Origin of the sequence: Shimia aestuarii, assembly GCF_022814865.1 — a bacterium.
In the GTDB taxonomy this organism is placed as follows: domain Bacteria; phylum Pseudomonadota; class Alphaproteobacteria; order Rhodobacterales; family Rhodobacteraceae; genus Shimia; species Shimia aestuarii_A.
The window spans coordinates 152,138-175,949 of sequence record NZ_JAKVRD010000007.1 but is presented as its reverse complement, the minus strand read 5'-3'; the positions used below and the strand labels follow the sequence as shown (position 1 = coordinate 175,949).

The window sequence follows — 23,812 nt, the reverse complement described above, 5'->3', positions numbered from 1 at the left end:
GCGGAGGGGCACACCACGCATGAGAGGCGATGAGCACAGATGACCACACCCCACCCGCCTACGGGCGAGCCCACACTGGACCGCGAAATCGCACAGTTGCGACAGCTTCTCTTTGGGCTGAGCGACGCGGTCGGGACGCTGCAAACGCATCTGCGCCGGGGCGATCGCCGGGCGATTGCCCAGTGCGCGCCCTTGGTACGCGATCTGCGCGGGCTCGTCCGGTTGGCGCTTGATACGGAGACACGCTTTGACACATACCGCACAGAAGACAGAGGCCGGGCCGGTGCCCCGAAACTCGCACTCGACAGCGCGCGGGATCAGATCGGGCGCCGCTTGGATCGCCTCCGCGCCGCGGAAGACGCAGGAGGCGTTTCTTGACAGCCTCAGCGAGGGAGAGCTTTTGGCTCTCCCCTTCTTGTTTGATTTCTGGGCCTACGAGCATCAACTCGCGCCGGAAGGCGATTGGGCCACTTGGGTGATCCTTGGCGGGCGCGGCGCGGGCAAGACGCGGGCCGGGTCGGAATGGGTGCGCATGCAGGTCGAGGGCGATGGCCCCACGGACACAGGCCGGGCGCGGCGCGTGGCGCTTGTCGGAGAGACCGTCGATCAGGTGCGCGAGGTGATGATCTTTGGCGAGAGCGGTATCCTTGCCTGTTCCCCGCCGGATCGCAAACCGGTCTGGGAGGCCGGACGCAAGCGGCTCGTTTGGCCCAACGGTGCGATTGCGCAGGTGTTCTCGGCACATGAGCCCGAGGCGCTTCGGGGGCCGCAATTCGATGCGGCATGGGTTGATGAGATCGGCTGTGCCGCGATTGACAAGGGCACGAACCAGCCGAACCGTTTCGTCGATGTGAAATCGTCGGAGAGCGGTCTGCCATACGCCTCCAACGGCCAGCGCGACGACTACCTGCAACAGCAATACTACCGCGCCATGCTAAGCTACTGGAATGATCCCACGCACAACCCGGTGTCGCCGCTTTACGGTGCGCCGATGGTCGATATGGGAGGAGCCTGTGCATGGGCTTGGGACACGCGGCCCTTCCCGGCGTTTCCAAACGCGCGTGCGCTTTGGAGCGACGGCGCGAACTATGCTCGTGGGCATTGGCTCAATGGGCGTGTGTCAAGCCGTGCGCTGGCGTCGGTAGTGGCAGAAATCTGCGATGATGCGGGGCTCCAACACTACGACATTCGCGATCTGCGCGGCGTTGTGAGCGGCTATACTATCGACCAGATCAGCGACGCCCGCGCCGCGCTGCAACCGCTCATGCTGCGCTATGGCTTCGATGCGGTCGAACGCGATGGACGCCTTCAGTTCCGGATGCGCGACGGGGACGATGCGGCGCCGCTCGACGAGGAGCGCCTAGCGATCAGTGAGGATCTCGATGGGCGCATCGAACGTCTGCGCGCCGCTGAAAGCGAGCTTTCCGGGCGCGTGCGGGTCAACTTTATCGAAGCGGATGGCGATTTCGACGTGGTCGCGGAAGAGGCCAACATGCCCGACGATACCCTGCGCGGAGTGTCGCAAAGTGAGCTACCGCTGGCAATGACGCGCGGGGAAGGGCGGCACGTGGCAAAACGCTGGCTGAACGAGGCTCGAGTGGCGCGCGAAAGCCTGCGCTTTGCGTTGCCGCCTTCGCGCCTTTCGCTTGGGGCAGGGGACGTGGTGTCGCTTGACGGCGAAAGCGGCACAGAGCATTTCCGCATCGATTCCGTCGAACTTGGCGTTCATCAGATCATTGAGGCCGCCCGCATCCTCCCTGCAACCTACGAGGCGGTTCCTTATGAAGAGGATACGCCTGCGCATCGTGCCTTTGCTGCACCATCTCCTGTCGAGACGCTTTTCCTCGACCTGCCTCTCATGCGTGGCGACGAGTTGCCCCATGCTCCCCATATCGCGACGACGGCGAAGTCTTGGCCAGGGAGCGTCGCGGTCTATGACTCGGTGAGCGATGGCAACTATTCTCTGAACAGGCTCCTGAGCCGACCTGCCACAATCGGCGTTACGGAAACCGCGTTACATGCGGCGCCAAGCGGGCGGTTCGATGACGGCCCGGCCCTTCAGGTGCGATTGATCTCGGGCGCGTTCGAAAGCGTACCGGAAGAGGCAATGCTATCCGGCGCCAACCTAATTGCGATCGGCGATGGCACGCCGGGAAACTGGGAGCTATTGCAGTTTGGCGAGGCCGAGTTGATCGCGCCGGATACTTGGTGGTTGCGTCACCGCTTGCGCGGCCAGCTTGGCACCGATGCGCTTATACCGGGGCAATGGCCTGCCGGATCGTGGGTGGTGCGTCTTGGTGACGGAGTGGAACAGATCGACCTTGCCAGCGCTGCGCGCGATGTGGCGCGGCACTACCGGATCGGCCCGGCACAGCGCGGATATGACGATCCGTCCTATCGCCATCATGTCGAAGCCTTCGCAGGCAACGGGCTACGCCCCTATCGCCCCTGTCACCTGCGCGCAGTACCAGAGGCCAATGGCGATCTCTCGCTGACATGGGTGCGCCGGACGCGGATTGATGGCGATGGCTGGGACCAGCCAGAGGTGCCCTTGGGTGAAGAGCAAGAGCAGTATCTCCTGCGTGTGCAGCAAGGAGCCTCAGTTGTCCGCGAGATGACGCTCGACGTCCCGGTCTGGATCTATGATGCGGCAGCGCAGGCCACGGATGGCCTCTCTGGCCCCTATGAGATCGCAGTGGCGCAGGTCTCGGCCCGGTTCGGCCCCGGTCCCTTCGCGCGGATCGCGCTCGAGGCCTAGATGCGCCGGGTGATGCATGGCGATGTGGTGGCGGCGGCGCGGGCGCTTCTCGTGCTGCCGCAGATGATGCGGGAACCGGCTTGTCGGCGCCTGATCTACGAAGCCGACGCCGCGCACCGATATTTCAAACGCTTCGGGCATAGCCATTGTCTCTGGGGGGATGGTTCGCTCATGTCGGCGGCGGGCCAGCACCCGATGCGCCCGGAACCGGGGTTTGGAGATCAGGACTATTGCCAGTGTTTCGAGCTTGTCCTCTCGACGCTCATCGACTGGCGTCTTAGCCGGAGGCGCAGCTGATACAGAGCGCCGCACCGGGATCAAATGCGAGGCGCTTCAATGCGATCTCTCCGCCGCAATCCTCGCAATAGCCGAACTCTCCCTCTTTGATCCGATCAAGTGCCGCGCGCAGTTTCCTGACCTCGCCATCGCGCCGCGCCTGACCCGCCTTGGCCATCGCCTGTGATTGGAGCGCGTCCATCCGGCTGAGCCGTCCTACCGCCTGCTGATCCAGCGTCACAACGGATTGCCCCTCTGCGCCAAGCCGGTTCTCTTCCTCGATCTGCGCCAACCGCGTCTCGATCATGGCCCGGAACTTCGCGCTCTCGCTTTCATTCATCTCCGTGATCCTTCCGTAAACGGGTTTGAATTTGCGGAAAATGTCTTATGTGGTGTAGTCTAAAGCGAACAGAGGACAGGACGCCATGGCTGAAACCCGCGCGAAATTGACCAAGATCGACCCGGTCTGGCAACAGATCACGACCGAAGCGCAACAGGCGGTTCAGGACGAGCCGATTATGGGCGGTCTCGTGCATGCCTGTGTCCTCCACCATAAATCCATCGAACGCGCGCTGAGCTACCGTTTTGCGGCCAAGCTGTCGTCGAACGAGATGTCGATGGTGATCCTGCGCGAGATCGGGGACGAGGCCTTTGCCGCCGAACCGGCCCTTGCCGAAGCCGCGCGCGCCGACCTCATGGCGATCTATGAACGCGACCCGGCCTGCCACCGCCTCCTTCAGCCGATCCTCTATTTCAAGGGCTATCAGGCTGTTCAGGCCTATCGCATCGGCCACTGGCTCTGGACACAAGGGCGCTATGACCTCGCCTATTTCATCCAGATGCGTACCTCGGAAATCTTTGGCATCGATATTCACCCTGCCGCCCGCATCGGCAAAGGGATTATGATCGACCACGCCCATTCGATCGTCATTGGCGAGACGGCTGTGGTCGGCGACAATGTCTCCATGCTCCATTCTGTGACCCTTGGCGGCACCGGCAAGGAAGAGGAAGACCGCCATCCCAAGATTGGCGATGGTGTGTTGATCGGGGCAGGGGCGAAAGTGCTCGGAAATATCAAGGTCGGCCATTGCAGCCGCATCGCCGCCGGCTCCGTGGTGCTCGAAGAAGTGCCGCCCTGTTCGACGGTTGCCGGTGTCCCGGCCAAGATTGTCGGCGAAGCGGGGTGCGAACACCCTTCGGTCGAAATGGATCAGATGTTCGACTGATCGACCGACATCCAGACATGAAAAAAGCGCCGCAACATCTTGCGGCGCTTTTGTTTTTTCCGTGACTCGCGATCAGGCGAGCATCGTCACAGGGTTCTCGAGGTTCTCGACAATCGCCTTCAGAAGCTCTGCCCCAAGCGCGCCGTCGATCACACGGTGGTCGACCGACATGGTGACCGACATCACGGTCGCCACGCTCAGGTTACCCTCTGCGTCCACCACGGGCTTCTTCACCCCCGAGCCCACAGCAAGGATACCGGCATGGGGCGGGTTCACGATGGCGTCGAAATTGTCGATGCCAAACATACCGAGGTTGGAGATCGCGAAGGTGCCGCCCTGATACTCCTGCGGCGCGAGCTTGCGTTCGCGGGCGCGAGCGGCGAGATCCTTCATCTCGGTCGAAAGCGCAGAAAGCGTCTTCATGTCCGCGTCCTTGAGAACCGGCGTAAACAGTCCGCCTTCGATAGCGACCGCCACGGCCACGTCCGAAGGTTTCAACTTCAACACCCGATCCCCGGCCCAGACCGCGTTACAATCCGGCACTTGCTGAAGCGCGTTGGCCACGGCCTTGATGATGAAGTCATTCACCGAGAGCTTTACGCCGCGCGCCTCGAGCTGCTTGTTGATCTGGCTGCGGAACGCGAGCAGCGCGTCGAGCTTGATATCGCGGCGCAGGTAGAAATGCGGAATGGTCTGCTTCGCTTCCGAAAGCCGCGCGGCAATCGTTTTGCGCATCCCGTCGAGCGTGACCTCTTCATAGTCGCGCCCTTCATACATGCGTTTGACGGTCTCTGTATCCGGACCTGTCGGCGCAGCCGCAGGGGCAGGGGCCGATGTAGAGGCCGGTGCGGCGGTGGCTGGCGCGGCGGCTGCCTTCGTGCCGGGCTGCGCCGCTTCCACGTCGGCCTTGACGATCCGTCCACGCGGGCCGGAGCCTTTGAGCGCGGCAAGATCGACGCCCTTGTCGGCGGCAATGCGGCGGGCGAGCGGAGAGGCAAAGATGCGCGAGCCATCCCCGGCCTGCGGTGCGGCAGGTGCGGCGCTGGCCTCTGCGGGTTTCGACGCGGCCTCGGCAGGGGCCTGCGAAGACCCCGCATCCGATGCTGGCGCTGCGGCTTTCGCCGGGGCGCTGGTGTCGATGTCGTCAGCGCTTTCACCCTCTTCAAGAAGCACGGCGATGGCGGTGTTGACCTTTACCCCTTCGCTGCCGTCCTCGATGAGGATCTTGCCGATGACCCCTTCATCCACGGCCTCGAACTCCATCGTGGCCTTGTCAGTTTCGATCTCCGCCAGAATATCGCCCGAGGAGACCGTATCGCCCTCTTTCACGAGCCATTTCGCAAGCGTGCCTTCCTCCATGGTCGGCGACAGGGCGGGCATGAGAATTTCAGTAGGCATGTCCGCGTCTCCTTAGCGATAAGTGACTTGTTTCACCGCCGCGACAACCTCGTCGGTCGTCACAAGCGCGTGTTTCTCGAGGTTCGCCGCATAGGGCATGGGCACGTCCTTGCCGGTGCAGTTGATGACCGGCGCGTCGAGATAATCAAACGCGCGCTCCATGATCGTCGCCGACAGGTGGTTACCGATCGACCCGACGGGCCAACCCTCTTCGACAGTGACACAGCGGTTGGTTTTCATCACCGAGGCGAGCACCGTGTCATAGTCGATGGGCCGTAGCGTGCGCAGGTCGATCACCTCGGCCTCGACGCCCTCTTCGGCGAGCTTTTCTGCCGCCTCGAGCGCATATTGCATCCCGATCCCGAAGGAGACGATGGTCACGTCCGAACCCTCGCGCCAGATGCGCGCCTTGCCGAACGGGACGGTGAAATCATCCATCACCGGCACATCGAAACTGCGGCCATAAAGGATCTCGTTCTCAAGGAAGATCACCGGGTTGGGATCGCGGATCGCAGTCTTGAGAAGGCCTTTGGCGTCCGATGCCGAATAGGGCATCACGACCTTGAGGCCGGGGATCTGCGCATACCATGCGGCGTAGTCCTGGCTGTGCTGTGCGCCGACGCGCGCGGCGGCACCGTTCGGGCCGCGGAACACCATCGGCGCGCCCATCTGGCCGCCCGACATGTAGAGCGTTTTCGCCGCCGAGTTGATGATCTGGTCAATCGCCTGCATAGCGAAGTTGAAGGTCATGAACTCCACGATGGGCCGCAAGCCACCAAAGGCCGCGCCCACGGCGATCCCGGCAAACCCGTGTTCGGTAATCGGCGTGTCGATCACGCGCTTGCCGCCAAACTCGTCGAGCAGGCCCTGCGAGACCTTGTAGGCGCCCTGATACTCGGCAACTTCCTCGCCCATGAGATAAACACTGTCATCGCCGCGCATCTCTTCGGCCATCGCATCGCGCAGCGCTTCGCGCACGGTCTGCGATTTCATCTCGGTGCCTTCCGGCCAATCCGGGCTGAGGTCAGCCTTGGGCGCGTCCGGCGCGGCCGCAACAGCGGCTGCCGGGGCAGGGGCCGCATCCTCTTCCGCAGGCGCAGAGGCGCTCTTCGGGGTCGCGTCGGGCGCATCGCCCTCTTCAAGAAGCGTCGCAATGGCGGTGTTGACCTTTACGCCCTCTGTGCCTTCCGGCACGAGGATCTGGCCAATCACGCCTTCATCCACCGCTTCGAATTCCATCGTCGCCTTGTCTGTCTCGATCTCGGCGAGAATATCGCCCGAGGACACTTCGTCCCCCTCTTTCACGAGCCATTTTGCAAGCGTGCCCTCTTCCATCGTCGGCGACAGGGCAGGCATCAGAATTTCAATAGCCATCTTTCAAATCTCTCCGTCGTCTCAGGCGTAAATGTCGGTCCACAGCTCTTCGAGCGCGGGTAGCGGGCTGTCCTTGGCGAAGTCCGCACTGGCGTTGACCACGGCCTTGATGTCCTTGTCGATCGCCTTGAGGTCGTCCTCGCTGGCGTGCTTGCCTTCAAGCAGAAGTGCCCGCACATGTTCGATCGCGTCGCGCTCTTCGCGCATCTTCTGCACCTCTTCGCGGGTGCGATACTTTGCCGGGTCCGACATGGAGTGCCCGCGATAGCGATAGGTCTTCACCTCAAGGATATAGGGCCCCTTGCCCTTGCGGCAGTGCGCCACAGCGCGCTCGCCCGCCTCCTTGACGGCAAGAACGTCCATCCCGTCAACCGCTTCGCCCGGAATGCCAAAGGCTTCGCCGCGCGTGTGAATGTCCGGGGTCGAGGTCGACCGCTGCTGCGCCGTGCCCATGGCATATTGGTTGTTCTCGATGACAAAGATCACCGGAAGATCCCAAAGCGCCGCCATGTTGAAGGTCTCATAGACCTGTCCCTGGTTCGCCGCGCCATCGCCGAAATAGGTGAATGTCACGCGGCCGTTGTCCTTGTACTTGTCGGCAAAGGCGAGGCCCGCGCCGATCGGCACCTGTGCGCCGACGATGCCGTGACCGCCATAGAAGTGCTTTTCCTTGGAGAACATGTGCATCGAGCCGCCTTTCCCCTTGGAATAGCCGCCCTCGCGCCCCGTCAACTCGGCCATGACGCCGTTCGGGTCCATTCCGCAGGCAAGCATATGCCCGTGGTCACGATATGAGGTGACGCGCTTGTCGCCTTCCTCTGCCGCGGCCTCAAGACCGACAACAACCGCTTCCTGACCGATATACAGGTGACAGAAACCGCCAATGAGGCCCATCCCGTAAAGTTGTCCGGCTTTCTCTTCAAAGCGCCGGATCAAAAGCATGTCTCGGTAATATTGCTTGAGTTCGTCACCCGAGACATTCGTCTTCTTCGCAGGCCGTTTGGCAGCCATGTCTCACCTCCTATGAGGAAAATAGTTTAACGTTAAACAAAAACATATCGCAATCGCGTATGACATGCGAGAGAAAATTTTCCACTGGCGCAATACCAGCAGAGAAATGCTGTCAAATTCTAGGGAGGGGTTAGCGAATAACGATCTCGTCCGAGCGGATCAGGCCAAGCACATCGCGCGCCTGCTGATCGAGAAGGTCGAGATCGAGATAGTCATCGCTAAGCCGCTGGGTGAGGTTCTCCATCCGCGTGACCTCGGACTGAAGCCGTGCAAGATCCTCTTTCAGAACGGCTTTTTCGGCTTCGACCTCAACGCGTCGGAAGAGACCATAGTCGCCCTGCACGGCAGCAAAGGTAAAGATCGAGGCAAGCGCAAACGCCACTCCGAAAAACAGGAGCGCACCAATCGCGGGACGGTTTTTTTGTGCTGTCATTTCTGCCTCTTGCGAGCCCTTTGCGAGCTTCTGCGAATCACTATGCCATAAGTGATTCGCCGTGTGAATCCCCCTCGGCCCTTGTTTTTGACGCAACGCTACGCTGGCCATCGCGCGCCTTGCGCCCCTAGCATGGGCGCGAAAGGGAGGAGACCCGAATGAGCCAATCCGAAGCTGCAAGCCGCCTCGAAACCCATGAGGTGATGAACCAACCGTCTTTGCGCGGATCGCGTGATCTTTGGGCTGAGGATGCGCCCCTGCGCGATGCGGCAACGGCGGCAGGCGCACGCACTAAGACGCTCGCCACAACCGGCGCAGCGCTCGGGGACGAGAGCCTCATTGCCGCAGGCGAAGACGCCCGCCGCGACCCGCCACGCCTCGTTCTCTTCGATCGGGGCGGGCGTCGGCTTGACGAGGTGGCCTTCAACGACGGCTATCACACCGTCATGAAGGCTGGCCTCGAGGCGGGCTATGCCTCTGCCGCTTGGGACGGCAAACCGGGCGGCCATGCGACGCATGCGGTCGTCTCCTACATGATGGCCCAGGTCGAGCCGGGCGCTTGCTGTCCGATGACCATGACCTATGCCGCCGTGCCGGCCCTGCGTCATAACCCCGAGCTTGAGAAAATCTGGGCGCCGCGCCTTGCGTCGGGCCTCTACGATCCCTCGACCCGCCCGATAACAGAGAAAGCGGGCGCGACCATGGGCATGGCGATGACCGAAAAACAGGGGGGCTCTGACGTGCGCGCCAATTCGACCATTGCCCATCGCGACGGTGACCATTACCGCCTGCGCGGCCATAAATGGTTCTGCTCCGCGCCGATGTGCGACGGCTTTCTGACCTTGGCCCAGGCCGAGGGCGGGCTGACTTGTTTCCTCGTGCCGCGCTGGCTCGAGGGCGAGCGTAATTCCATGCGTTTGCAACGTCTGAAGGACAAGCTCGGCAACAAGGCCAATGCCAGCTCCGAGATCGAATACCACGACACGCTCGCCTATCGCCTTGGCGATGAGGGCGGCGGTGTGCGCACGATCATCGAGATGGTCCACCATACCCGCCTCGACACCGCCATTGCCCCCGCGGGCCTCATGCGCGCGGCCCTTGCAGAGGCGCATCATTGGGTCTCGCACCGCTCGACCTTCCAACGCCGCCTGATTGACCAGCCGCTCATGCGCGCCGTTCTGGCCGATCTTGCGCTTGATTGGGAAGGCGCGTTGGCTGTCGCCATGTTCATGGCGGGCACCTTCGACAAGACCGACGACGAGAGCCGCGCGCTTGCTCGGATTGGCGTCGCGCTGGCCAAGTTTCTCAACAACAAACGCTGTATCTCTGTCATTGGCGAGGCGATGGAAGTGCTTGGCGGCATGGGCTATGTCGAGGACACGCCGATGCCCATGCTTTACCGCGAAGCGCCGCTAAATTCGATCTGGGAAGGCTCGGGTAACGTGATCTGCCTCGACATCCTGCGCACATTGGCGCGCGAACCACTTGCCGTCGAGGCGCTCGACGCCGTGCTCGACGCCGCCAAGGGCCGCGATCCGCGCTATGATGCCGTCCTCAACCAACACCGCACCCGCTGGCAAGGTATTCCCGCTGAACAAGAGGCGCGTTGGTTCGCCGAAAGCCTCGCCTCGCTCCTCACCACGGCGGCGCTCATGCAGTCTGCGCCCGCGCCCGTGGTCGAAGGCTACATCACTTCGCGCCTGACCGGACAACGCGGCACCATCGCCGGAAGCGTCAGCGGTCTTGACACCGACGCCATCCTAGCGCGCCTCGGATAGGGGCAGGGGGTCTTCTCTGAAGAAAATACTCCCGCCGGAGGCATCCGACGGAAGCAATATCTCTAGACTTCTGGAGAGGGTCTCTTAGCCCGCCACGGAGGCCGCATAGATGCTCTCGATCGTGCCCGCGATGGTGTCGTTGAAATCCGCGTCTGATTGATCCGCTGTGAGCCCTTCGGTCAGGGCCCGGCTGAACGATGCAATGACGCCAGTGTTTTGCGACAGGCGATCATTGGCCTCCTCACGGCTATAGCCCCCCGAAAGCGCCACAACACGCATCACCTTCGGATGATCGACCAGCGCCTTATAATGGTTCGCCACCTCCGGCAGCGTCAGCTTGAGCATGACCTTCTGCCCCTCCGGCAGCGCGTCGAGATGCGCGACCAACTCGGCCCGCAGGATGTCTTCCGCTTGCGCCTTGTCTGCAATCGAGATCGTCACTTCCGGCTCGATGATCGGCAAGAGCCCATGGCCAAGAATCTCTTGGCCAACCTCGAATTGCTGCGCCACGACCGCCTTGATCCCTTCCGGATTCGCCGCGTTGATGACCGAACGCATCTTGGTGCCGAAGATCCCCGCCTTCACGGCGCGGCCCAGAAGCGCGTCGAGCTCAGGCATCGGCTTCATCACCTGCACGCCGTTTGCTTCCTCGGCCAGCCCCTTGTCGACCTTGAGAAACGGCACCACCCCGCGCTCTTCCCACATATAGGTCGCGGTTGGTTTGCCGTCGATCTCGCGTTCCATGGTCATCTCGAACAGGATTGCGCCAATCACCTTCTCGCCGCTGAATGCCGGCGCCTTGGCGATCCGCGCGCGCATGGCGTGGATCATGTCGAACATCTCGGCTTCCGAGCCGTATTGATCCTCTTCCACGCCATATAGTCGCAGCGCTTTCGGGGTGGAACCGCCCGATTGGTCCAGCGCGGCGATAAAACCTGCGCCGCTGGTCATCTGTTCGATCTGTGCTTGCTTGGTCATGCCGGGTCCGCCCTTGAATTTCTTGTCTGCCGCAGTTGCGAAATGAATGCGCCCCGCTTCTACGGGAGCGGGGCGCATCATGCAATTCTGGTGGCGCTAACGATCTGCGCCGGGCTTCTGAATTCGGGGCAGGGCGGCCCTATCCTTCGAGCGCGGCCACACCCGGCAGGGCTTTGCCTTCCATCCATTCGAGGAACGCACCGCCTGCCGTCGAGATATAGCTGAAGTCCTTGGCTGCGCCAGACGCATTGAGCGCCGCGACCGTGTCGCCGCCCCCGGCTACAGAAATGATTCCACCTGACTTTGTCAGCGCCGCCGCAACAAGCGCAGCGGCATTGGTCGCCGTGTCAAAAGGTTCGATCTCGAAGGCGCCAAGCGGACCGTTCCAGATCACAGTATGCGACGCCGAAAGCACGGCGGTGATCGTCTTCACGCTTTGTGCTCCGGCATCAAGGATCATTGCATCCTCGGGGCAGGCATCCGCCGGCACCGTCTCGTTGTCCGCATGGGCCTTGAACTCGCGCGCGACCACAACGTCGCTCGGCAACACGATGCTACAGCCTGTGCCTTCGGCCTTGTCCATAATCTCTTTCGCTGTGTCGGTCATGTTCAACTCGGCCAGCGATTTCCCGATGCAGAGTCCCTTGGCCGCGAGGAAGGTGTTCGCCATCCCGCCACCGATGATCAGATTGTCGACCTTCTCAACAAGGTTCGACAACAGCTCGAGCTTGGTCGACACTTTCGCCCCCCCGACCACGGCCGTCACAGGCCGGTTCGGCTTGCCAAGCGCAGCTTCAAGCGCCGAAAGCTCGGCCTGCATGAGGCGCCCTGCACAGGCGGGCATCTTGTGCGCAAGGCCTTCGGTCGAACAATGCGCCCGGTGCGCCGCCGAGAAGGCATCGTTGCAATAGATTTCGCCAAGCTTGGCCATGGCGTCGGTCAGGGCCGGATCGTTCTTTGTCTCACCTGCATGAAAGCGCGTGTTCTCGAGAAGAAGAACCTTGCCTGCGCCAAGCGTCTCGGTGGCAAGCTCGGCCTCGGTGCCAACGCAATCGGCGGCAAAAGCGACCGGAACACCAAAGGCGGTCTCAAGCGTCGGCACAAGCTGTTTGAGAGACAGGTTCTCGCGCCGTTCACCGCCGGGGCGCCCGAAATGCGCGAGCAAGATCGGCTTGCCGCCCGCAGCGAGAATGTCTTTGACCGTCGGTACGATCCGTTGAATGCGCGTGGCGTCGGTCACGACGCCGTCCACGACCGGCACATTGATGTCCACACGGGTCAAGACCCGCTTTCCGGCGAGATCCATCTCGTCGAGTGTTTTCCAAGGCATGGGGTTCCTCCCTGATGTCTTTCACAATGCGCTCGCCCCGTTTCATATAGGAAACACCCTAACCGTCAATGCGGTGTCTTGGCTTTCTGCTGGCCGGTGATTAACTATCACGCAACACGAATGACAGGAGGGCCCCATGGCCGAGATCAAAGACCCCGAAAACACCATCCTGATGGAACTCAAAGACGGCACCGTCATCATTGAACTGCTGCCCGATATTGCGCCCGGCCATTGCGACCGCATGAAAGAACTGGCGCGCTCCGGTGCCTACGACAACGTCGCCTTTCATCGCGTGATCGACGGCTTCATGGCCCAGACAGGTGATGTCGCCAACGGCAACATGGAAAAAGACTTTGATCTGCGCCGCGCAGGAACCGGTGGCTCGGACTTGCCGAACCTCAAGGCCGAGTTCTCGCGCATCCCGCATGATCGCGGCACGCTCGGCGCGGCCCGTTCGGCGATGCCCGACAGCGCAAACTCGCAGTTCTTCATCAACTTCAGCGACAACCACTTTCTCAATGGCCAATATACGGTCTATGGCCGCGTGATCGCGGGTATGGAACTTGTTGATGCGATCACACGTGGCGAGCCGCCTGCGCAACCTGACCGCATGGTCTCTGTAAAGGTGGCGGCCAATGCAGATGCTTAAATCCGCGCTCGTTCTGACCCTCCTCGCCAGCCCGGCTCTGGCCACTGGCCTCGAGATCGAAATCTCCGGCCCTGGCGCCAATGGGACAGTGGTCATCGACCTTCTCGAAGACATCGCCCCCGGCCATGCCGAGCGCCTGACGACGCTTGCCAAAGATGGCGCCTATGATGACGTGGTTTTTCATCGGGTGATCGAGGGTTTCATGGCCCAGACGGGCGATGTGGAACATGGCGTGCTCGATGATGATTTCGACATGCGCTATGCCGGACGCGGCGGATCGTCCTACCCGGATCTTACGGCCGAGTTTTCCGAGACCCCCTTTGACCGTGGCGTCGTTGGCATGGCCCGCTCGAGCGAACCGGACTCTGCGAACTCGCAATTCTTCATCATGTTTGACGAAGGCTATTTCCTGAACGGCAACTACACTGTCGTCGGCAAGGTGACCTCGGGCATGGATGTGGTTGATCAGATCAAGCGCGGCGAGGGGCCGAATGGTCTCGTCTATGGTCAGCCAGATCGCATGGTCAAGGTGACCGTGACCGAGTGACCGGCCCCACATTGAAAGAGACGGGAAGGGGGCTGCGGCCCCCTTTTTTGTGCCTAGAGGCAAAGGTTAACAAATCGACGGGCGCGCGAAATGGCACTGACGCAATACCGACGTGATACCGACGCGATACAGATGCGCCATTTCGCCGTTAACTCTTTGAGAGGTTAAGACAAAAAAGAAACGCCGCCCAAGAAAGGCGGCGTCTCGAAATGTCCAGAGATCTGTTAAGATCAGGAACCGTTGCCAGCCGGTTTTGCCGCCGGTGCAGGCTTGGCCGCCGGGGCCGGAGCGGCCTTCTTGGCGCCTGCCGAAAGCGGGTCGTCCTGACGCTGCACCGAACCTTCGAAATGCGCGCCGCTCTCGATGGCGATGGTCTTGTGGATGATGTCGCCTTCGACACGTGCGGTCGAGGTCAGGCGCACCTTGAGGCCACGCACGCGACCCACGATGCGGCCATTGACGACCACGTCATCGGCGATGACTTCGCCGCGGATCGTGGCGTTCTCACCAACGGTCAGCAGGTGCGCGCGGATATCGCCTTCGACGGTGCCCTCGACTTGAATATCGCCGGTCGTCTTGAGGTTGCCGCTAATGTGGAGGTCAGAGGACAGCACCGATGCCGGCGGTTTCGCCTTGGGTGCGGAGGCCTTGAACTCGCTCGACGGAGCCGGAGCCGCAGGCTTCGGTGCGGCATCGGCCGCTGCGGGCTTGGCCGGATCCTCGGATTTCGGTGCAGGTTCGTTGATTTTGCTCTTAGAAAACATCTCTTCCAGCCTTGATAAAGTTCATCGGATTCACGGCACGACCATTGAGCCGAATTTCGTAGTGGAGGTGGGTTCCGGTCGAGCGACCAGAGTTGCCCATATCACCAATATGGTCTCCGCGCGAGACCCTTTGGCCTTTCTTCACGCGGAACTTGGATAGGTGCGCGTAACGGGTTTCGATCCCGAAATCGTGCTTGATCTTTACGAGACGGCCATAGCCCGAAAGCCAATCGGCATGGACCACAACCCCGTCCGCCGTCGCATAGATCGGAGTTCCGTGCTTCGCTGCAAAGTCCGACCCTTTATGCATCCGACCCCAGCGCATGCCAAAGCCGCTGGTAAAGCGATAAGCGCTCTTGACCGGGATCGAGAAGGGCGCGGTTTCTGCCGCAATGCGGTAGGTATTCAGAGCGTCGAGCCGGTCGAGCAGGCGGTTGGCGCGCTGCGCCTCGGGATCGATCTCGCCGCCTTTTGTCGAGAAAGACAGGGGCATCATCGGGCCGCCTTGACCGTTATAGCCGCGCTTCACCTCATTGATGAGCGCGTCCGTGTCGAGACCGGCGGATTTGAACATTTTCTCAAGCGGCGCGACTGACACCGTCATCGCGTCTTCCAACTGCCTGAAAATGCGGTCGTTTTTCTCTTCCATCAGGGCAAGTTCAAGGCGCATCGCTTCTTCGGCTTCGATTGCGGCCTCGGCGTTGCGGATCAGTTCGTCGCGCTGTGTCGCGGTTTCTTCGAGCGCTGCTGCAAGCGCATCCACCATGTCATTGCCGGTTTGCGAGCCCGCCGCCATCAGCGTGTTCTGACCGCTGGCATTGCTGCGCAGGCTTTCACTTTCAAGCCGCGCGAGATCGCGTTCCTTCATCGTGCGGCGCAATGTCGATTGAATGACCTCGATACCGGTTTCGAGTTCCCGACCGCGCGCCTCGGAGGCCAGAAGCTCGGATTGCATTTCGGAAATCTGTGCCAGCGCCGAGTTGAACCGGTCCTGTGCTGCCAATGCTTCTTCGGTGCGGGCGTCACGCTCGTCAGAGAGGTCGTTCAGGCGTTGTTCGTATGTCTGTTGGTCACGACGGGCCTGTTCACGGAAGTTCCCGGCGCCAATCGAATCCATGAGAAGGATCGCTGTCGCAATGATGGCCCAAGCCACGATGCCGGAACTGCCGAGGAAGACCATGATCTGCGTTGCAGGGCGCAGGCGAATGAACCTCGTATCGGTCTCGGAGCGGAGGAAGAGGCGGCGTTCCGGGAAGTAGCGTTCCAGAAAGGCATTCATCTTTATCGCGAGCCGCGTTCTCAATGCTATCGTCCTTGTCCCTGTCGTCGATGCGGGGCCGCATGACACCCCGACGTAGGGGTCTTACCCATTCAGGCCCACACGAGCAAGGTTTTTGCCGATACAGAGCCGATTGGGCAACAGGATTAAAACGCGCATGGGCAAGGACTTGCCGATCAACGGGCGTAGGGCGGTGGCAGTTCGTCGGCGAGCGGCCAGTAGAAATCGGGCGGAATACCGGCTTCCGCACGCTTTTCCTCGTTGAACGGCGCCTTCAGGTTCGAGTGGAAATAGCGCTGCACGAGGGCGTGGAATTCCGATTTCGGATCGAGGTTGTCGCGGCCACAAAGGAAATTGAACCACTTGGCTCCATAGGCCACATGACCAACCTCTTCGGCATAGATAATGCGCAGCGCTTCAAGCGTCTGTTCTTCTTTGGCCTTCTCGAAAATCTTGATCATGCCGGGGGTGACATCAAGCCCGCGCGCCTCGAGCACCATGGGCACAACCGCGAGTCGACCGAGGAAGTCCTCGGCCGTATCTTCGGCGGCGCGCCACATGCCGGCATGTGCGGCGAGCGCGCCATAGTGGCTCCCCATAGCTTCAAGGCAGTCGCATATAAGGTTGAAATGCTTGGATTCTTCGTCTGCTGATTTCACCCAGTCATCATAGAAACCAACCGGCATCGGCGTGTCTGTAAAGCGCGCGATGATGTCCCAGTGAAGGTCCACCGCGTTCAACTCGATATGCGCCACTGCGTGGAGAAGTGCGATGCGGCCCTCAGGACTTCCGGGTCTGCGCCGGGGCACGTCGCGTGGCGACAATAGTTCTGGTTTTTCCGGGCGTGCAGGGCGCAGCGGTGGGCTGGCGCGACCGATTTCGATTGTCTCGCCCCGCGCGCGGGCCGCGAACCACGTGGCCGCATGCTTGTGAGAAAGCGCGGTCTTTGCGCGCCCATCGGCGGTGGTCAAGACTTCGACCGCCATTTCAGACAGGGTCAGGTCAGTCACAGCGCGGTCACCGCCTCAAGGACTTCGGCGACATGGCCATCAACCTTAACCTTGCGCCAGACCTTCGCGATCCGACCATCACCATCAATTAAGAAAGTGCTGCGCTCAATGCCCATGAAGGTCTTGCCATACATCTTCTTTTCTTTCCAGACGCCATAGGTCTCGCAGACATCGCTATCCTCATCCGAAAGCAGCGGCATCCCGAGTTCTTTTTTGGCAATGAACTTCTCATGCGAGGCCAAGCCATCCTTGGAAATGCCAAACACCTTCGCATCAGCTGCCTTGAAGGCTGCGAGCGACTCGGTGAACTCGATGGCCTCGCGCGTGCAGCCGGCAGTGTTGTCGCGTGGATAGAAGAAGAGAACCACCGGGGCAGGGCGCAACTCTGAAAGGGTTATGTCCTGCGTACCCGTCGCCGGGAGGGTGAAGTCGGGGGCCGTGTCATTGACGTCAATCATGTGCTCAGTCCTTGGGTGTCTCTAGCGTAGGGTATATAGTGCCATCCAACGAGCAAGCCCAACCAGAAAACCAAACGAGGCGGCCCTGAGCAACACGGATGATATCCCGGACTCCGAAGACCCGAGGCCCCCGCGTCGTCGGCGCGTCGGTCTGTGGATGCTCCTGAGTCTATCGCTTTCGGCGGTTGTCATTGCGCTTGGGCTTATTCTGTTGCTCGAGCGGAGCTTGACGCTACCCGACTGGGCGGCGGAGCAGGTGGTCGAGGTGGTGGCGCGCGAAGTACCCGAGCTGGATGTCGAGATTGGCCAGATCTCCATCGTGCTTGAAGAGGACTGGCGCCCGCGTATCCGCGCCTCTGCGGTGTTGTTGCAAGATCCCGAGACAGGGGCCGTCGTTGAGATAGCCGAGATTGATAGCACCCTTTCACTTGAAGCGTTGAAGGAGGGCCGCCTTGCCCCGAGCGCGCTGCATGTCAGTGGGCTGTTCCTCAATATGCGCCGGCTTTCGGACGGGTCGATCAGCGTGGCACTTGGCACTGACGCTCAAACGGTTGACCCGGTGGACCGCAAGACCACGCTTGCAAGCCTGTCACGAGAACTCAAAGAGGGGCTTGCCAAACCTTGGCTTGCGCGTCTGGCCGAGGCCAGCCTGACCGCCGTGACCCTGCGCTATGAAGATGTGCGCGCCGGGAAAGGGTGGACGATTGACGGTGGGCAAGCGCGCCTAAGTCGTGACGAGGCCGGGATCGATCTTTCCGCGAGTCTCGTGGCGCTTGGTGCGCGGGACTACGTCACCACGTTGGAAGTAAAATACGAAACCTCCTATGGCTCTGATGCGTCACGTTTTGGTGTCACATTCGAGGACATTTCCGCTGAGGACATCGCCTCGCAATCCCCGGCACTGGCTTGGCTCGATATCCTGCGTGCGCCGATTTCCGGCTCACTGCGCAGCTCGATTGACGAGACCGGCGCGCTTGGCGCCACCAGCGCCGCACTTCAGATCGGCGCAGGCGCAGTGCAACCAACCGATACCGTCAGTCCGATCCCTTTCGAATCTGCGCATACCTATCTGACCTTTGAGCCGACCGGTGACACGCTCTTGCTTGATGAACTCTCCGTGCAAGCTCCGTGGGTGCGGCTTACAGCAAATGGCAAGGCGCTTCTGCAGGATATGGAACTGGGGCTTCCCGGTGAAATGGTGGTGCAGTTGCGCCTCGATCAGCTCGAAGTCAATCCAAACGACCGCGAGACGATACCGGTCGCACTCGATCAGGCATTTGCCGATTTCCACCTCGATCTGTCTCCTTTCGAGATACAACTCGGCCAAGCAGTGTTGATCGAAGGAAATCAGGTCTTATCCCTGAGCGGTGACGTGCGTACCACGCCCGATAACTGGCAGTATGCGATCGACGCTCAGGCAAACACGCTCGATCATCGCCGTGTTCTTGGTCTTTGGCCCGAGGCGTTCCTACCGAAGCTGCGCATTTGGATTGATGAGAACATCCACAAGTTAGACCTACATTCCGCACGGGTCGCGCTACGCTCGCAAGAGAACGATCGCCCCAAAGTGCGCGCAGATTTTCAGTTTCGTGACCTCGACATGCGTTTTGTGAAGAGCCTGCCGGATATGCAAGGTGCGGCGGGCTATGCGAGCTTTTCCGACAATACGTTCCGCGTTGCGGCAGAAAAAGGCTATGTGACGGCGGACGAAGGGGGCGCGATTGACGCAACAGGGACGGGGTTCACCATTCTCGATACGCGGCAAAAACCTGCACCCGCGCGTGTCGATCTCAAGGCCAGCGGACCGATCCCGGCGGCGCTTTCTCTTCTCAACCGGCCGCCTCTATCGGCCATGGATAAGGCCAACTTGCCCGTGACCCTCGCGCAAGGCGATATGACGGCTTCGGGGACGATCGAACTACTTCTGAAAAAGAAACTGCCCAAAGAACTTGTGACCTTTGACCTTGCGGGCACCATGCCAGCCTTCATGAGCGATCACTTCGTTAAGGAGAAGACGATCAAGGGCCGCGCGACTTGGGAGGCAACAAACAGGTCTTTGACGATCGATGGCTCCGGTCAGCTTGGCGCGGTGCCATTCGTGGCCATTTGGGAGACAGCCCTTGGCCCAAGCGCGAACGGGCGCAGCACCTTGCAGGGGACCGCAGACCTCGGTCCTGTGGCCATGGATGAATTTCGCATAGGCCTTCCACAAGGCACAGTGGACGGCACTGCCAAGGCGGCGTTTCGGATCGATTTCAACAAGGGCGAACCGCCGCAGATGCGCCTGACGTCGGATCTCGACGGTTTGTCTTTGGCTTTTGCGCCGCTTGGCATTCGAAAGAGCGCCACTGCCAATGGCGATCTTGCCGTCGACATGGTGCTATCAACCCCGCCTTCTCTAGAGAAGATCGCGCTTTCCGGTGGCAATCTCAACGCGGAAGGCAGCGTCACACTGAAACCGGATGGGACGCTTGATGCCGCTGACTTTACCACCTTCCAGGTCGGGGCTTGGCTTGATGGGCAGGGACGTTTGCAGGGCCGTGGTGAAGATGTTCCGGCCGCGATACGCGTCTCTGGGGGGCGCGTCGATATTCGGGGCCTACCTTCTGGTGGCGCGTCGTCGGGGCGCCCGATGGGCCCGATCTCTGGACGTCTTGACCGTGTCGATGTGTCGGACACGATCCACCTTAGAAATGTAGCGGTTGAAACCACGGGAGGGTCGACGCTGCGCGGAGCCTTCTCAGGGTTGCTCAACGGCGAGGCGGCCGTCGATGGAACGCTTTCGCCGCTCAATGGTCGGACCCGGATTGATCTGCGCTCGCGTCAGGCTGGTAGGATTATCAAATCACTTGGATTTTCGGATGCCTCTGATGCCGGGACGCTGCAAATGGCGCTGACACCCACGCAAGGCCCCGGAGTATTCAATGGCTACGTCAAGATCGAAGATATTCGCATCCAGAACGCACCGGTGATGGCGGAGGTCTTTAATGCGTTGAGCATTGTCGGCTTGCTCGACCAATTGAACGGGCCCGGTATCAGCTTTTCCGATGTCACCGCAGAGTTCCGCCTCACGCCGGACCAGATCATCGTGGGCGAGAGTAGTGCGGTCGGCCCTGCCATGGGGATTTCGCTTGATGGTGTCTATGATCTTGCCTCGCGTCAGATGGATTTTCAGGGGGCTTTATCGCCGCTCTACGTGGTGAACGCTATCGGCCGGATCGTTGCCAAGAAGGGCGAAGGTTTGATCGCCTTCAACTACAACTTGCGCGGCACGCCGGACAACATGCGCGTCTCGGTCAATCCGCTCTCGGCCTTGACGCCCGGGTTCTTACGCGAGATTTTCCGCCGCCCGGCCCCGAATCTTGAAGAGTAGCCCAAATGAACCTGTCCGATTTCGACTTCGATCTTCCTGATCGATTGATTGCCACGCGCCCAGCAGACCCGCGCAGTTCCGCGCGGCTTCTCGTGGCAGATGGCGATAAGATCACCGATGCGGTGGTGACGGACCTGACCAAATGGCTGCGTCCCGGGGATCGGCTCGTCCTGAACGACACCAAGGTTATCCCCGCTCGCCTCTTTGGGCGCCGCCTACGACAGGGGCCGGACGGTCCCACAGAGGCGCGCATTGATGTGACCTTGCTTGAGCCGCGTGGTGATGGCGCTTGGACGGCGCTCCTTAAGCCCTTGAAGAAGGTGCGCGAAGGCGAAGATATCGTTTTCTCCGAGCGGCTGAGTGCGACGCTCCTTGCCAAGGAAGAAGGGCAGGGCATCCTGAGCTTCAACCTTGTCGGGGAAGATTTCGATGCAGCATTGGCCGAGGCGGGCATGATGCCATTGCCCCCTTACATTGCGGCCAAACGTGCAGCGGACGAGCGCGACATGGACGATTACCAAACCGTCTTCGCCCGACACAAAGGCGCCGTGGCCGCGCCGACGGCTTCCCTTCATTTCGATGCGCCGCTTCTCGAACGTCTGCGTGAGATGGGTGTCACGTTTACCTTCGTGACCCTGCATGTCGGAGCGGGGACGTTTCTTCCGGTCAAGGTCGAGGACGTGACCAAGCACAAGATGCATGCCGAGTGGGGCCATGTGAGCGACACCGCTGCCGCAGAGATCGCAGCCACAAAGGCCGCAGGCGGGCGCGTGATCCCCGTCGGCACCACCGCCCTGCGCCTGATCGAGAGCGCGGCGCGCGAAAGCGGCGCGATTGCGCCGTGGCAGGGGGAAACCGATATCTTCATCTATCCGGGTTTCGTGTTTCATGTTGCGGATGCGCTGATGACAAACTTCCACCTACCGAAATCGACATTGATGATGCTTGTATCAGCACTCATGGGAGAAGATCGGATCAAGGCGATCTATTCACACGCGATCGTGAATGAGTACCGGTTTTTTTCATATGGCGATGCGTCTTTGTTGATACCGTCACAGGCGTGACGCACATGGACCGGGTTTTGTCGTTCATATGAGGCCCGGCATACGTCACGCACGGTAGTGCGGAGAAAAACCTTCAGGAGGGGTGAATGTTTCAGTTCCTGTCCAACGCCTGGGCGCTATTGCTCGGTATGATGCTCTTGATGGTCGGGAACGGCCTGCAATCCACGTTGCTTGGTATTCGCGGCGAGATTGAAGGCTTCTCGACCTTTGAGATGTCGATTGTCATGTCCTCCTACTTCCTCGGCTTTCTCGGTGGCTCGCGTATGGCGCCCGAGATGATCCGGCGGGTCGGCCATGTGCGGGTCTTCGCAGCGCTGGCGTCGTTCATCTCTGCCGTCCTGATTCTCTATCCGACCTTTGCAAACCCTTGGGTTTGGGCGATTGGGCGGATCATTATCGGGTTCTGTTTCTCGGGCGTGTATGTGACCGCCGAAAGCTGGCTCAACAACGCCGCCACGAATGAGACGCGCGGGCAAGCGCTGTCGCTCTATGTGATCGTGCAGATGATCGGCATTATCGTCGCTCAAGCGCTTCTCGTGACGGCCGATCCTTCGGGTTTTGTCCTCTTCGTCATTCCCTCGGTGCTTGTTTCGATTTCGTTTGCACCCATTCTCCTGAGCATTTCACCAACACCTGCCTTTGACACAACGAAACCGATGAACCTGCGCAGCCTCCTGGAAACATCGCCGCTTGGCGTTGTCGGCATGTTCCTTCTCGGCAGCGTATTCTCGGCGCAGTTCGGTATGTCGGCGGTTTTCGGTGCTCAGATCGGGCTCAGCGTTGCGCAGATTTCGATCTTTGTCGCGGCCTTCTATGTCGGAGCGACGTTCCTACAATATCCGCTCGGCTGGCTTTCAGACCGCATGGATCGCCGGGTGCTTATCATGGCGGCGGCGCTCATCGGTGGGCTTGGCGCGGTGCTCGGGATGATCGCGGGCGAGAACTTTGTTCTGCTTCTTGTCGCGGCTGCTCTTATTGGGGGGCTGTCCAATCCGCTCTATTCACTTCTGATCGCGCACACGAACGATTTCCTCGAACTTGATGACATGGCTGCGGCCTCTGGCGGCATGGTGTTCGTCAATGGTATCGGTGCCATCGCCGGTCCGGTCGTGACGGGGTGGATCATGTCGACCTATGGCGCCTCCGGCTTCTTTCTGCTCATTGCCGTACTCATGATTGGCCTTGGGGGCTACGCCGCGTACCGGATGACACGCCGGTCAACTGTTGATGAAACGGCAACCTACGCGCCGGTTTTGCCTACTTCTTCGCCAGTGGCTGTTGAGGTTGCGCAGGAATTCGCCATTGAAACCGCCCTCGAAGAAGAGGAGGCCGAGGCTGCGTCATAATGTGTCGTCGCTGTTGTAATTTGTTACTGTTTTTTCGACAGTAATCATGTGTAACGTTTTTATGTCACAGGTGGGTGGCGTATGGTGAGGAGATAAGGGCAATGGCGAGCCCGGAAGAGATATTGAAGTTCTGGCTGGACGACGTCGGGCCAGACGGGTGGTACAAAGTCTCAGAAGATCTGGACGAACAGATCCGAGAAGGATTTCAAGATACGTGGACAGCTGCGCAGGAAGGTAGCTTTGCACAGTGGCTGACATACCCGAGCGGCGCGCTCGCCTATGTCGTCCTCAACGACCAGTTTCCAAGGAACATGTTCCGTGGCAGTTCCAAGGCCTTCTCGTCGGACCGCATTGCTCTCGCAGCGGCCAAGGGCGCAATTCATCATGGATATGATCTCAAAATTGCAGAGCCCGCGCGGCAGTTCTTCTATCTGCCGCTGATGCATTCCGAAAACCTCTGTGATCAAGAGCGCTGCGTGCGCCTGATGAAAGAGCGGATGCCGGAATCCGGCACTTCCAATATGCTTCATGCCAAGGCGCATCGCGAAGTCATTCGTCAGTTCGGGCGTTTCCCCTATCGCAACGAAGCCTTGTCGCGGGCGTCGACCGAGCCGGAAAAGGCATATGTTGCCAATGGAGGCTATGGCCAGACCGTGCAAGAGCTACAGCAGGTCGGCTGAAACACGCCAAATCATGAGAATTTCTGAACCCGTGCGATAAATTCGCGCGGGTTTTTGGTATTGAATGAAATGACGTTTGA

Annotated in this window: 22 protein-coding genes; 11 read left to right on the top strand and 11 right to left on the bottom strand. The window is 60.5% G+C overall.

Annotation, left to right across the window (positions count from 1 at the left end; genetic code table 11):
* Positions 1 to 39: 39 nt before the first annotated feature.
* The 3 genes from MK745_RS09555 to MK745_RS09545 are packed head-to-tail and all read left to right on the top strand — an operon-like array spanning position 40 to position 3,055.
* On the top strand, positions 40 to 378 hold the full coding sequence (locus tag MK745_RS09555) for a hypothetical protein (protein ID WP_243613064.1): 339 nt from the start codon (positions 40 to 42) through the stop codon (positions 376 to 378).
* A gap of 22 nt (positions 379 to 400) precedes the next feature.
* Positions 401 to 2,758, top strand: coding sequence for a phage tail protein (locus MK745_RS09550; RefSeq protein WP_243613063.1), 2,358 nt, complete (start codon positions 401 to 403; stop codon positions 2,756 to 2,758).
* Positions 2,759 to 3,055: a hypothetical protein gene (locus MK745_RS09545; protein WP_243613062.1), complete on the top strand. Its 297-nt coding sequence runs from the start codon at positions 2,759 to 2,761 to the stop codon at positions 3,053 to 3,055.
* Here the strand turns inward: MK745_RS09545 and MK745_RS09540 are convergent.
* A complete protein-coding gene (locus MK745_RS09540; protein ID WP_243613061.1) occupies positions 3,036 to 3,374 on the bottom strand; it encodes a TraR/DksA family transcriptional regulator in 339 nt (112 codons plus the stop codon). The genes MK745_RS09545 and MK745_RS09540 overlap by 20 nt on opposite strands.
* Before the next feature lie 85 nt (positions 3,375 to 3,459).
* On the opposite strand from MK745_RS09540, the gene cysE reads away from it, so the two are divergent.
* Positions 3,460 to 4,260 carry a serine O-acetyltransferase gene (gene cysE / locus MK745_RS09535; protein WP_243613060.1) on the top strand — a complete coding sequence of 267 codons (801 nt, stop codon included), beginning with the start codon at positions 3,460 to 3,462 and terminating at the stop codon, positions 4,258 to 4,260.
* Between the two features lie 72 nt (positions 4,261 to 4,332).
* Here cysE and MK745_RS09530 read toward each other — a convergent pair whose 3' ends face one another.
* From MK745_RS09530 to MK745_RS09515, 4 genes are all read right to left on the bottom strand, one after another.
* Positions 4,333 to 5,658 (bottom strand): pyruvate dehydrogenase complex dihydrolipoamide acetyltransferase, encoded by a 1,326-nt coding sequence (locus tag MK745_RS09530; RefSeq protein WP_243613059.1) that lies wholly within the window; start codon positions 5,656 to 5,658, stop codon positions 4,333 to 4,335.
* 12 nt (positions 5,659 to 5,670) lie between these two features.
* Positions 5,671 to 7,032, bottom strand: coding sequence for a pyruvate dehydrogenase complex E1 component subunit beta (locus tag MK745_RS09525; protein ID WP_243613058.1), 1,362 nt, complete (start codon positions 7,030 to 7,032; stop codon positions 5,671 to 5,673).
* 21 nt (positions 7,033 to 7,053) lie between these two features.
* A complete protein-coding gene (pdhA, locus tag MK745_RS09520) occupies positions 7,054 to 8,043 on the bottom strand; it encodes a pyruvate dehydrogenase (acetyl-transferring) E1 component subunit alpha (protein WP_243613057.1) in 990 nt (329 codons plus the stop codon).
* A gap of 130 nt (positions 8,044 to 8,173) precedes the next feature.
* On the bottom strand, positions 8,174 to 8,476 hold the full coding sequence (locus tag MK745_RS09515; RefSeq protein WP_243613056.1) for an FtsB family cell division protein: 303 nt from the start codon (positions 8,474 to 8,476) through the stop codon (positions 8,174 to 8,176).
* Between the two features lie 158 nt (positions 8,477 to 8,634).
* Here MK745_RS09515 and MK745_RS09510 point away from each other — a divergent pair, with 158 nt between their 5' ends.
* On the top strand, positions 8,635 to 10,254 hold the full coding sequence (locus tag MK745_RS09510; RefSeq protein WP_243613055.1) for an acyl-CoA dehydrogenase family protein: 1,620 nt from the start codon (positions 8,635 to 8,637) through the stop codon (positions 10,252 to 10,254).
* 84 nt (positions 10,255 to 10,338) lie between these two features.
* Here MK745_RS09510 and MK745_RS09505 read toward each other — a convergent pair whose 3' ends face one another.
* Positions 10,339 to 11,232 (bottom strand): fructose bisphosphate aldolase, encoded by an 894-nt coding sequence (locus tag MK745_RS09505; protein WP_243613054.1) that lies wholly within the window; start codon positions 11,230 to 11,232, stop codon positions 10,339 to 10,341.
* 139 nt (positions 11,233 to 11,371) lie between these two features.
* Entirely contained in the window at positions 11,372 to 12,562 is a 1,191-nt protein-coding gene (locus MK745_RS09500; RefSeq protein ID WP_243613053.1) for a phosphoglycerate kinase, read from the bottom strand.
* A gap of 136 nt (positions 12,563 to 12,698) precedes the next feature.
* Here MK745_RS09500 and MK745_RS09495 point away from each other — a divergent pair, with 136 nt between their 5' ends.
* Both MK745_RS09495 and MK745_RS09490 read left to right on the top strand, forming a co-directional pair.
* Complete coding sequence (locus MK745_RS09495; RefSeq protein ID WP_243613052.1) at positions 12,699 to 13,211, top strand: peptidylprolyl isomerase; 513 nt, start codon at positions 12,699 to 12,701, stop codon at positions 13,209 to 13,211.
* Positions 13,204 to 13,758, top strand: a complete 555-nt coding sequence (locus MK745_RS09490; RefSeq protein WP_243613095.1) for a peptidylprolyl isomerase — start codon at positions 13,204 to 13,206, stop codon at positions 13,756 to 13,758. Before MK745_RS09495 ends, MK745_RS09490 begins: the two co-directional genes overlap by 8 nt.
* A 230-nt stretch (positions 13,759 to 13,988) precedes the next feature.
* On the opposite strand, the gene MK745_RS09485 is transcribed toward MK745_RS09490, so the two are convergent.
* The 4 genes from MK745_RS09485 to MK745_RS09470 form a co-directional block, all read right to left on the bottom strand.
* The gene (locus MK745_RS09485; protein WP_243613051.1) at positions 13,989 to 14,522 is read right to left on the bottom strand and encodes a bactofilin family protein; all 534 of its coding nucleotides are present in this window, start codon (positions 14,520 to 14,522) and stop codon (positions 13,989 to 13,991) included.
* Positions 14,512 to 15,825: a M23 family metallopeptidase gene (locus tag MK745_RS09480; protein WP_243613050.1), complete on the bottom strand. Its 1,314-nt coding sequence runs from the start codon at positions 15,823 to 15,825 to the stop codon at positions 14,512 to 14,514. The genes MK745_RS09485 and MK745_RS09480 overlap by 11 nt, the downstream gene beginning before the upstream one ends.
* Before the next feature lie 152 nt (positions 15,826 to 15,977).
* Entirely contained in the window at positions 15,978 to 16,787 is an 810-nt protein-coding gene (locus tag MK745_RS09475; RefSeq protein WP_243613094.1) for a ferritin-like domain-containing protein, read from the bottom strand.
* Between the two features lie 20 nt (positions 16,788 to 16,807).
* Positions 16,808 to 17,269 carry a peroxiredoxin gene (locus tag MK745_RS09470; protein ID WP_243613049.1) on the bottom strand — a complete coding sequence of 154 codons (462 nt, stop codon included), beginning with the start codon at positions 17,267 to 17,269 and terminating at the stop codon, positions 16,808 to 16,810.
* Positions 17,270 to 17,426: 157 nt separating this feature from the next.
* Here MK745_RS09470 and MK745_RS09465 point away from each other — a divergent pair, with 157 nt between their 5' ends.
* From MK745_RS09465 to MK745_RS09450, 4 genes are all read left to right on the top strand, one after another.
* A complete protein-coding gene (locus MK745_RS09465; RefSeq protein ID WP_243613048.1) occupies positions 17,427 to 20,642 on the top strand; it encodes a DUF3971 domain-containing protein in 3,216 nt (1,071 codons plus the stop codon).
* A gap of 5 nt (positions 20,643 to 20,647) precedes the next feature.
* Positions 20,648 to 21,706, top strand: a complete 1,059-nt coding sequence (gene queA, locus MK745_RS09460) for a tRNA preQ1(34) S-adenosylmethionine ribosyltransferase-isomerase QueA (protein WP_243613047.1) — start codon at positions 20,648 to 20,650, stop codon at positions 21,704 to 21,706.
* Positions 21,707 to 21,792: 86 nt separating this feature from the next.
* Positions 21,793 to 23,052 carry an MFS transporter gene (locus MK745_RS09455; RefSeq protein ID WP_243613046.1) on the top strand — a complete coding sequence of 420 codons (1,260 nt, stop codon included), beginning with the start codon at positions 21,793 to 21,795 and terminating at the stop codon, positions 23,050 to 23,052.
* Positions 23,053 to 23,153: 101 nt separating this feature from the next.
* Positions 23,154 to 23,732, top strand: a complete 579-nt coding sequence (locus MK745_RS09450; RefSeq protein ID WP_243613045.1) for a DUF924 family protein — start codon at positions 23,154 to 23,156, stop codon at positions 23,730 to 23,732.
* Positions 23,733 to 23,812 lie beyond the last annotated feature (80 nt).

What these genes read in the sequence shown, in the direction of transcription:
- MK745_RS09555 (WP_243613064.1), top strand. Translation starts at nt 40, where the DNA reads ATGACCACACCCCACCCGCCTACGGGCGAGCCCACACTGGACCGCGAA.
- MK745_RS09545 (WP_243613062.1), top strand. Translation starts at nt 2,759, where the DNA reads ATGCGCCGGGTGATGCATGGCGATGTGGTGGCGGCGGCGCGGGCGCTT.
- MK745_RS09540 (WP_243613061.1), bottom strand. Translation starts at nt 3,374, where the DNA reads ATGAATGAAAGCGAGAGCGCGAAGTTCCGGGCCATGATCGAGACGCGG.
- cysE (WP_243613060.1), top strand. Translation starts at nt 3,460, where the DNA reads ATGGCTGAAACCCGCGCGAAATTGACCAAGATCGACCCGGTCTGGCAA.
- MK745_RS09530 (WP_243613059.1), bottom strand. Translation starts at nt 5,658, where the DNA reads ATGCCTACTGAAATTCTCATGCCCGCCCTGTCGCCGACCATGGAGGAA.
- MK745_RS09525 (WP_243613058.1), bottom strand. Translation starts at nt 7,032, where the DNA reads ATGGCTATTGAAATTCTGATGCCTGCCCTGTCGCCGACGATGGAAGAG.
- pdhA (WP_243613057.1), bottom strand. Translation starts at nt 8,043, where the DNA reads ATGGCTGCCAAACGGCCTGCGAAGAAGACGAATGTCTCGGGTGACGAA.
- MK745_RS09515 (WP_243613056.1), bottom strand. Translation starts at nt 8,476, where the DNA reads ATGACAGCACAAAAAAACCGTCCCGCGATTGGTGCGCTCCTGTTTTTC.
- MK745_RS09510 (WP_243613055.1), top strand. Translation starts at nt 8,635, where the DNA reads ATGAGCCAATCCGAAGCTGCAAGCCGCCTCGAAACCCATGAGGTGATG.
- MK745_RS09505 (WP_243613054.1), bottom strand. Translation starts at nt 11,232, where the DNA reads ATGACCAAGCAAGCACAGATCGAACAGATGACCAGCGGCGCAGGTTTT.
- MK745_RS09500 (WP_243613053.1), bottom strand. Translation starts at nt 12,562, where the DNA reads ATGCCTTGGAAAACACTCGACGAGATGGATCTCGCCGGAAAGCGGGTC.
- MK745_RS09495 (WP_243613052.1), top strand. Translation starts at nt 12,699, where the DNA reads ATGGCCGAGATCAAAGACCCCGAAAACACCATCCTGATGGAACTCAAA.
- MK745_RS09490 (WP_243613095.1), top strand. Translation starts at nt 13,204, where the DNA reads ATGCTTAAATCCGCGCTCGTTCTGACCCTCCTCGCCAGCCCGGCTCTG.
- MK745_RS09485 (WP_243613051.1), bottom strand. Translation starts at nt 14,522, where the DNA reads ATGTTTTCTAAGAGCAAAATCAACGAACCTGCACCGAAATCCGAGGAT.
- MK745_RS09475 (WP_243613094.1), bottom strand. Translation starts at nt 16,787, where the DNA reads ATGGCGGTCGAAGTCTTGACCACCGCCGATGGGCGCGCAAAGACCGCG.
- MK745_RS09470 (WP_243613049.1), bottom strand. Translation starts at nt 17,269, where the DNA reads ATGATTGACGTCAATGACACGGCCCCCGACTTCACCCTCCCGGCGACG.
- MK745_RS09465 (WP_243613048.1), top strand. Translation starts at nt 17,427, where the DNA reads ATGCTCCTGAGTCTATCGCTTTCGGCGGTTGTCATTGCGCTTGGGCTT.
- queA (WP_243613047.1), top strand. Translation starts at nt 20,648, where the DNA reads ATGAACCTGTCCGATTTCGACTTCGATCTTCCTGATCGATTGATTGCC.
- MK745_RS09455 (WP_243613046.1), top strand. Translation starts at nt 21,793, where the DNA reads ATGTTTCAGTTCCTGTCCAACGCCTGGGCGCTATTGCTCGGTATGATG.
- MK745_RS09450 (WP_243613045.1), top strand. Translation starts at nt 23,154, where the DNA reads ATGGCGAGCCCGGAAGAGATATTGAAGTTCTGGCTGGACGACGTCGGG.